Source organism: Nostoc sp. UHCC 0251 (genome assembly GCF_034932245.1).
In the GTDB taxonomy this organism is placed as follows: domain Bacteria; phylum Cyanobacteriota; class Cyanobacteriia; order Cyanobacteriales; family Nostocaceae; genus Nostoc.
In genome coordinates, this window is sequence record NZ_JAYGHD010000287.1 from 76795 (window position 1) to 83387 (window position 6593).

Consider the following 6593-nt stretch of genomic DNA (forward strand, 5'->3'; position numbering starts at 1 on the left):
TTGAGTAGCTCACCCACTACACCAGTTGTCATAAATTTCTTTGGCCTCTGGATATTCATCGCAGTATTCTTCAAGGGCAGTTTTTACAACTTTCTCTGCCCGTTGATGTGCTATCTCGGCTTGTAATTCTTCGATTGCATCCCAAGCAGCAGCACATTGTTCTGAGCGGATACCTTTCTCGGCGCAAACAGCACGAGTTTGCTTAATTTCATCCTCAAGCTGTTCTTCTAGCAGAATAGTATAGGGTTGCTGAAGAAAGTTACTATTAGCTAGAATGTCAACCAGGGAAATTATACCCAGTAATTTGCCCTGGATAACAGGCGCTCTATGCAAATTATGGTCAGCAAATAATCGTGCTACGTATTCTAAGCCAAGATCGGGATTGACAACGATACAAGGCTTAGTCATCACTTCATAAACACGCACTTTACAAGGATCTTTATCATAAGCAATCACTTTATAGACAATATCCTTTTCGGTAATGATGCCGTAAGCATCTTGTTCATGGCGACGATCTACAACCAGCGCTTTCCAGTACCTTTCTCTTAAAAGCTTGACTGCTTCAGCTACCGTTGCAGAACTGCGAATTGTAGCAACATCTTTAGTCATAATGTCAGATGCTTTCAACATAATGCTCTCCAAATGTATAATTAAGCTGATGCAATACGGTTAATGTTGAGAATAGATGTTTTCCAACATTTAAGGTGTATATGGAAAATTGATATTGAAAATCTAAATTGATTTAATTTGGTTGAAGTTGCGATAGTTGATAAATTACCAAAATAAATCTCGCTCACAATTTGAATTAACAGCTAAAAATGTGAGCTTTCTAGATTGTGTTGTGATTGATTAGCTCTGGTGTGCAGCCGCATCCATTTAAAAGCAGTCATGTTTAATAATAAACCTACAAAGAATAGCAAGACCATCAAGGCTATCTGATACCAGAGAACTGGCTGGACAAATAAATCTAAAATCACATGTAGTAAGTTCATGATGCTGTAAAAGATGGTGAAGCCAAAATGAATAATTCGATAACGCTTGGAGTCGGTAAAAGCAGTGATGATAATTCCGAGCATTGGTAGCACAAAAAAGCCCAGCATCAACCACATAATTCCAGAAATATCGTTAATATTTGTAGCTTTTTGAGATTCAACAACAGTTAAGCCGTGAAAAAGCGGCATTAACCCTAGTTGTGTATGAAACAGTGTTCCTAGCAGAAATACTGTCCAAAGAGCAATAATTCTTTCCCGATAATTAACTGCCATAATTGCTTCTCAAATTCTTTTGGAATTACCTTACCTTTAACTTAGATAAAGAATTTGAGTAACTTGTGAAGTTAACCAAACTTAATAAATTCACGTCCTTCTAAGTGTGGTTTTTCTCCCCTTAATAGTGGCTCTAATACTGCTTTAATTCGAGTTGCTGAAGGTGGGCAACCTGGTAAGTACACATCAACTTGAACTACTGTATGAACTGGTATCACCCGATCTAGTAAGGTTGGTACGATACCAGGTTCATGAGGAATTTGGCCATGAATATCCACTGCTTCAATGTAACAACGCTGGAGTACAGGTTCGGCACTACCTAAAGGGTTGCGTAAAGCAGTAACATTGCCAGTGACAGCACAATCGCCAAAAGAGACAAGAATTTGCGATCGCTCTCTGACTGTCTGAATCATTTGCAGATGATCTTCATTGGCTACTGCACCTTCAACTAATACTACATCCACTCCTTGGGGATATTCTTTAATATCAGCAAAAGGACTAAAAACTAAATCTACTTGTGCAGCTAAATCAATCAGCCATTCGTCTAAATCAAGAAAAGACATGTGACAGCCAGAACAGCCACCTAGCCAAACTGTTGCTAATTTTAAACGAGCCATAATAATTCGTAATTCGTAATTCGTAATTAGATGAATGAACAATTATTCCTAATCTCCCTCATCCCTACATATTTAAAGGTTCCATTGCCGTTTTTCCCGTGCTGTAACGATAAAATCAAGTTTGGCGCGATCGCGTTTCATTTCACCGACGCTCGAACCTTGGGAAAAAAGCGCACCTGTGGGACAAGCATTAACGCATTTGCCGCAAGAAGTACAAGTGTCTGAGGTTCCCCAAGGCTGATTTAAATCAGTGATTACATGAGAATTTGTCCCCCTACCCGCCATATCCCAAGTGTGCGCTCCCTCGATTTCGTCGCAAACACGGACGCAACGAGTGCAAAGAACACAACGGTTATGATCAACGCCGAAGCGATCGTGAGAAATATCGACTTTGCGATCGGGGAAATGGTAATCCAAACGCACATGATCCATACCCATTTCAATCGCCAAGTCTTGCAATTCGCAATTACCATTAGCTACGCAGACTGAGCAAATGTGATTGCCTTCAACAAATAGCATTTCGATAATTGTGCGACGGTATTTTTGCAGGCGATCGCTATTTGTTTGGACTTCCATCCCTTCAGAAACTTTCGTTACACAAGCAGGCTGAAGTTTATTACTGCCAGCAATCTCTACTAAACAAAGCCGACAAGCCCCAACATCTGTAACTCCTTGCAGGTGACACAAAGTCGGAATGTGAATCCCTGCATCCTGGGAAGCTTGAAGAACGGTTTCTTCTTCGCAGGCGCTAACTAATTGATCGTTGATTGTTAAAGTTTTTACTGACATTTATGACCTCAGTATTTTTAAATAGCTATATTCTTTAACGAAACTCAGCCTGCTCAATCGTGGCACGGAAGAATTCTGAATAACGATCTGTCCCAAGCCACCAGCCTGCCCTCATCTGGGAAGGAATTGTAAATCCTCTAAATGTCTTTTCTTCTTGGTACTCTCCGCCAAATGGAATGTAAGTATAGCTACCATCTTCTGTTTGATCTCCCCAACGTGGCAGAGAAAGCTTTAGGAGTCTGCCGTTAGCATCTATAAATAGTGTCAGCGTTACAGGTTCATCATCAACTTTTAGACTAGCTTGGATAGTCTTCTCATCTATTGCTTTCCAACTTACGCCGCGCTGAGGTAGTAAAGCAGAAGGTAGCCAGAAAAATTCTCCTGCGAATCGTCCAATGCTAGAGCGAGTAATATCAGGACTGTGGGCATTGACGAGCGGAACTAGTCCCCAAAGAGAGAACTGCATTTGACCAGATTTGTTGGTATAGCGATCGCTACCGATCATTTGAAACAAACCACTACCAATCCTTGCTTTCCAGACAAATCCTTTTGTTGAGAGAATTTCTGTAGCTTGCATTGGTATCCACGGTTTATCCTGCGCCATCCTAAAACTGCCACTCATTTTCAAGCTGACAGAGGAAGCAAGAGGAGTTCCTGGTGCAATGCTATACAAAAAATAGCGTTGTACAGGAGCAGGTAATTCTGCAATCATATCTTCAGTAAAACGATCGCTTGTTGGTGAGGATTCGAGCGATCGCCAAATTCTATCAACTTCCTGTTCGTTCATTACGCGGATGAAGACTAAAGCGATAAATACGATCGCTAGCAATGCACCAATGCTAAAGAAAATTTTTGCAATCATTTTCCTCAACCCTTTTTGTAAATCTCTATGTGTTTTGATTGGTATCCGTCAAAACACCCTGAATCTTTGCAGCGATTAAAGGGGCTAAGGTGAAAAGGACTAAACCAATGGACATTAATCCACCTTGCAGCAAATTGTAGTCAGCGGTGATGCGCTCCCAGGAATAGCCTAAAATGAAGCGCCCCAAGCTAATCTCGAAACCAACGGTTAATAGCAGCCACAACAATCCAACGCCTAGCAATTGAGAAACACGAAAATCATAAAGCCATTGTACGAAAACGATCGCGATCGTCAAAACCAAAATCGACCCGGTGAAAAATGAAATTTGTTGTGCCCAAAAATCGCCTAAGGATGGTGCAAGGAACAGATTGCGAACAGTTCCATTCAGGCTCTCGGCAACGATAAACACTAACCAAACACCAATACTTCTGAAGAAGTTCAATCCTTGATTTGAGTCAGTCATCTTAGTTATTTCCAGAACTGCAAGTTAATAATAGTTGTCCGCTTCCAGCAGAACTTTCGAGTAATTCATGGGCGCGAACGGCTTGCTCTAGTGGCAGTTGATCATTTTTAAACCTGACTGTCATATTAAAAAGGAATATTGAGAATCCTGTGAGGAAATCTGTATAGCAATCCTAATTCATCCGTGAAAACAATCTATTGCCTATTGCCTATTGCCTATTCCCTATTCCCTATTCCCAATCAAAGCTAAATATTCATCTCGAAAATAACGCAAAGTACTAAACACTGGATTCGGCGCTGACTGACCAAGCCCGCACAAACTGGTATGCTTCACCATATCGCAAAGTTCTTCCAGCAATTCCAAGTCAGTAAGGGATGCTTTACCTTCTCGAATTTTGGTTAATAATTTATACAGTTGCACCGTCCCCACACGACAAGGAATGCACTTACCGCAAGACTCATCCATGCAGAATTCCATGAAAAAGCGGGCGACATCTACCATGTTGGTGCTTTCGTCCATGACAATCATGCCACCGGAACCCATCATCGAACCAAGTTGAGTCAGTGATTCATAATCGACGGGAGTATCAAACGCTGAGTCAGGAATACAGCCGCCAGAGGGGCCGCCTGTTTGCACTGCTTTGGCTGTACCGCCATCCGGCACACCACCACCCATTTCTTCGACAATTTGCCGCAGGGTTGTTCCCATTGGCACTTCTATAATTCCTGTATTTTGGATTTTCCCAGCTAGGGCGAAAACTTTCGTACCTTTACTTTTTTCTGTACCGATGCTGGCGAATACATCTGCACCTTTGCGAATAATCCAAGGGACATTAGCGTATGTTTCGACGTTGTTAATTAAAGTTGGAAATCCCCACAAACCACTCTCTGCCGGATAAGGTGGACGCGGGCTAGGTGTACCGCGTTTGCCTTCAATTGATGCCATTAAAGCGGTTTCTTCACCACAAACGTAAGCTCCTGCACCAATGCGAATATCAATTTTAAAGTCAAAAGGTGAGTCAAAAATATTACTTCCTAATAAACCAAGGCGTTGGGCTTGGCGAATGGCAATTTGCAGACGGTTAATTGCGATGGGGTATTCGGCACGAATATAAATGTAACCTTGGTTAGCACCCACAGCATAGGCTGCGATCGCCATTCCTTCTAAAACCCGATGAGGATCGCTCTCCAAAACACTCCGATCCATAAATGCGCCGGGATCGCCTTCATCAGCATTGCAGATCACAAATTTGCGTTCGCCCTTGGCTTTAGCGACAGTTGCCCATTTCACACCCGTAGGATAACCAGCACCACCTCTTCCCCGTAACCCACTGCGGGTAATATCATCTACTACTTCAGTAGGTGTCATCTCTCGAAGTACTTGATAAAGCCCTTGATAGCCATCAGCAGCAATGTAAGATTCAATTCGTTCCGGGTCAATTTTGCCGCTATTCTCTAAAACAATAGGTAATTGTTTAGTAAAAAATGGTTGATTCAAATCTCCTTTTTGTACCTTTATTTCATCACCTTGCAATTCAGCCACAATTGAGGAAGCAATTTCAGAAGTCACTTTTTCGTATAGTACGGGTGTAAAGCCTTGCACCTCTAAGTGGTCAACTTGCACCAAAGGGGCTTGGCAACACAAACCCATACAACCAACACTACGAACTTCTACTTGATTTGTTAATGCTGCTGCGGTGATAGATTTTTCCAAGCTTTCTTTAACGGCGACAGCATCAGATGACAGACAACCAGCCGCCATACAGCAACGAATCCGAGTCGGCTTAGAGTTGGCGCATTCTTTCTGAGCTATTTCCTGTAGTTCAGTTAGATCCATGTTTGAGCCATCCTTTTATTTGCTCAGTAACTAACTCTGGTGTTTGGTGTCCGCACACAGTACCATCAAAGACAACCGCAGGTGCAATCCCACAAGCGCCCAAACATCTTGCTGTTAACAGTGAAAGTTCACTATTGGGGGTGGTTTCACCAGTATGAATTTTGGCGCACTTTTCTACGGTTGCTAGTAAGTTTTCTGCACCTTTGACGTAACAAGCTGTACCTGTACACACTACGCAGGTATGTGCGCCTTTTGGTGCGAGAGAGAAGAGGTGATAAAAAGTTGCTACGCCATAAACTCGGCTGGGTGGTAGTTTCAAGTTTTGGGCGATGTAGTGTAACAGGTCATTTTCTAAATAACCGAAGAGTTCTTGGGCTTTATGTAAAACTTCTATAAGTGCATCCTGCTGATATTGATGGCGCTTCATGGTTGCATCAAGTATTTTGAAGCGTTTATCACCGCTAGGATGCTCTTTTGGGGTATTTTTTTTGTTGGCTGTTTGGGAGTCCATGCTGGTATTTTAAATATTTTTAGTATTTATGTGGTTTCAGAGGGTGTAGGGGATAGGGTGTAGGGTGTAGGGAACCCCCGTTTAAAAACGGGAGATTGTAAGAAGGACACTGTTTTTCTCGCGCTTTGCGTCTCGAAAAACATCTTTTTTTTTAAACTGAGCTTTAAACTCTGAAACTTTAGTTTTTATTTCTTCCCCTAGTTAGAGTCGATGTCCGTATTGCTACGGCGCACCTCTCCTTCAGAACCGG

Annotated in this window: 9 protein-coding genes; all 9 read right to left on the bottom strand. The window is 42.2% G+C overall.

Going from position 1 to position 6593, the window contains the following annotated elements:
- Positions 1-9: 9 nt before the first annotated feature.
- On the bottom strand, positions 10-630 hold the full coding sequence (locus tag VB740_RS19045) for a CBS domain-containing protein (protein WP_323201501.1): 621 nt from the start codon (positions 628-630) through the stop codon (positions 10-12).
- Positions 631-812: 182 nt separating this feature from the next.
- Positions 813-1265, bottom strand: a complete 453-nt coding sequence (locus tag VB740_RS19050; protein ID WP_323201502.1) for a hypothetical protein — start codon at positions 1263-1265, stop codon at positions 813-815.
- Between the two features lie 71 nt (positions 1266-1336).
- Positions 1337-1882, bottom strand: coding sequence for an oxidoreductase (locus tag VB740_RS19055; RefSeq protein ID WP_323201503.1), 546 nt, complete (start codon positions 1880-1882; stop codon positions 1337-1339).
- Positions 1883-1954: 72 nt separating this feature from the next.
- Positions 1955-2671: a bidirectional hydrogenase complex protein HoxU gene (hoxU, locus tag VB740_RS19060; protein WP_323201504.1), complete on the bottom strand. Its 717-nt coding sequence runs from the start codon at positions 2669-2671 to the stop codon at positions 1955-1957.
- A 34-nt stretch (positions 2672-2705) separates the two neighbouring features.
- Positions 2706-3533, bottom strand: coding sequence for a DUF6920 family protein (locus tag VB740_RS19065; protein ID WP_323201505.1), 828 nt, complete (start codon positions 3531-3533; stop codon positions 2706-2708).
- Positions 3534-3558: 25 nt separating this feature from the next.
- Positions 3559-3996: a hypothetical protein gene (locus VB740_RS19070; protein ID WP_323201506.1), complete on the bottom strand. Its 438-nt coding sequence runs from the start codon at positions 3994-3996 to the stop codon at positions 3559-3561.
- 1 nt (position 3997) lies between these two features.
- Positions 3998-4120 (bottom strand): hypothetical protein, encoded by a 123-nt coding sequence (locus VB740_RS19075; RefSeq protein ID WP_323201507.1) that lies wholly within the window; start codon positions 4118-4120, stop codon positions 3998-4000.
- A 98-nt stretch (positions 4121-4218) separates the two neighbouring features.
- On the bottom strand, positions 4219-5832 hold the full coding sequence (locus VB740_RS19080) for a NuoF family protein (RefSeq protein WP_323201508.1): 1614 nt from the start codon (positions 5830-5832) through the stop codon (positions 4219-4221).
- Entirely contained in the window at positions 5819-6343 is a 525-nt protein-coding gene (gene hoxE / locus VB740_RS19085) for a bidirectional hydrogenase complex protein HoxE (RefSeq protein WP_323201509.1), read from the bottom strand. Before hoxE ends, VB740_RS19080 begins: the two co-directional genes overlap by 14 nt.
- Positions 6344-6593 lie beyond the last annotated feature (250 nt).

Coding starts and splice junctions, on each gene's coding strand:
- VB740_RS19045 (WP_323201501.1), bottom strand. CDS start 630: ATGTTGAAAGCATCTGACATTATGACTAAAGATGTTGCTACAATTCGC.
- VB740_RS19050 (WP_323201502.1), bottom strand. CDS start 1,265: ATGGCAGTTAATTATCGGGAAAGAATTATTGCTCTTTGGACAGTATTT.
- VB740_RS19055 (WP_323201503.1), bottom strand. CDS start 1,882: ATGGCTCGTTTAAAATTAGCAACAGTTTGGCTAGGTGGCTGTTCTGGC.
- hoxU (WP_323201504.1), bottom strand. CDS start 2,671: ATGTCAGTAAAAACTTTAACAATCAACGATCAATTAGTTAGCGCCTGC.
- VB740_RS19065 (WP_323201505.1), bottom strand. CDS start 3,533: ATGATTGCAAAAATTTTCTTTAGCATTGGTGCATTGCTAGCGATCGTA.
- VB740_RS19070 (WP_323201506.1), bottom strand. CDS start 3,996: ATGACTGACTCAAATCAAGGATTGAACTTCTTCAGAAGTATTGGTGTT.
- VB740_RS19075 (WP_323201507.1), bottom strand. CDS start 4,120: ATGACAGTCAGGTTTAAAAATGATCAACTGCCACTAGAGCAAGCCGTT.
- VB740_RS19080 (WP_323201508.1), bottom strand. CDS start 5,832: ATGGATCTAACTGAACTACAGGAAATAGCTCAGAAAGAATGCGCCAAC.
- hoxE (WP_323201509.1), bottom strand. CDS start 6,343: ATGGACTCCCAAACAGCCAACAAAAAAAATACCCCAAAAGAGCATCCT.